The sequence below is a fragment of the Sphingobium sp. WCS2017Hpa-17 genome (assembly GCF_031843765.1).
GTDB lineage: Bacteria > Pseudomonadota > Alphaproteobacteria > Sphingomonadales > Sphingomonadaceae > Sphingobium.
Window position 1 is genome coordinate 1 of sequence record NZ_JAVTIV010000060.1, and the last position, 1190, is coordinate 1190.

The window sequence follows — 1190 nt, forward strand, 5'->3', positions numbered from 1 at the left end:
TCAATCGCCCTTTCCGCCGACGCGTGAGAGGGTGAAGCCAGCGGCGGCGGCCTCTTCTGCGGGGTAGATGTTGCGCAGGTCGACAAGGGCGGTGCCGTTCATGCTCTGGGCGATGCGCTTGAGGTCGAGGGCACGGAAGATGTCCCATTCGGTGACCAGCACCAGCGCGTCGGCACCGTCGGCGGCTTCATAGGCATCCCTGGCCATCACGACCCTGGGCATCAGCGGGGCGGCAACTTCGGCGCCTTCAGGATCATAGGCGACGATCTTTGCGCCGGCATCTTCCAGCGCCTGGACGATGGCCAGGCTGGGGGCATCGCGCATGTCGTCGGTATTGGGCTTGAAGGTCAGGCCCAGCAGCGCGACCGTCTTGCCGCGCGCGTCGCCGCCCAGCGCCTTGACGATCTTGCGGCCCATCGCCCGCTTGCGCAGGTCGTTGACCTGCACCACCGTCTCGACGATGCGGATCGGCGCATCATGATCCTGGCCGGTCTTGACCAGCGCCAGCGTATCCTTGGGGAAGCAGGAGCCGCCATAGCCGGGGCCGGCATGGAGGAACTTGCTGCCGATGCGGTTGTCGAGGCCGATGCCGCGCGACACGTCCTGCACCTCGGCGCCGACCGCTTCGCACAGGTCGGCCATTTCGTTGATGAAGGTGATCTTGGTCGCCAGGAAGGCGTTGGCGGCATATTTGATCAGTTCGGCGGTGCGGCGACCGGTGAACATCAGCGGCGCCTGATTGAGGTTGAGCGGGCGATAGACCTGGCTCATCACCGCGATCGCGCGCTCGGAGCCGGTGGTGCCCACGACGACGCGGTCGGGCCGCTTGAAATCGCCGATGGCCGCGCCTTCGCGCAGGAATTCGGGGTTGGAGACGCACTGGATGTCGAGGTCGGGCTTCAACTCACGGGCGATCCGCTCGACCTCGTCGCCGGTGCCCACGGGCACGGTCGACTTGGTGACGATCACCGCCGGCGCATCCAGCGCCTCGACGATTTCCCGCGCCGCAGCATAGACATAGCTCAGATCCGCATGGCCATCGCCCCGGCGCGAAGGCGTGCCGACCGCGATGAAGATGGCGTCAGCGCCCTTGACCCCGGCGGCCAGATCGGTGGTGAAGGTCAGCCGGCCGGCCGCGGCATTGTCGCCCACCAGCTTGTCCAGGCCCGGCTCGAAAATCGGCATCCGAC

The 1190-nt window shown here is 66.9% G+C and carries 1 protein-coding gene; it reads right to left on the bottom strand.

Features of this window, described 5'->3' with window-relative positions; all coding sequences use genetic code 11:
* Positions 1-1190: UDP-glucose/GDP-mannose dehydrogenase family protein (locus RQH62_RS24880; protein WP_311271331.1), on the bottom strand; the 1190-nt coding region annotated here is incomplete at its 5' end.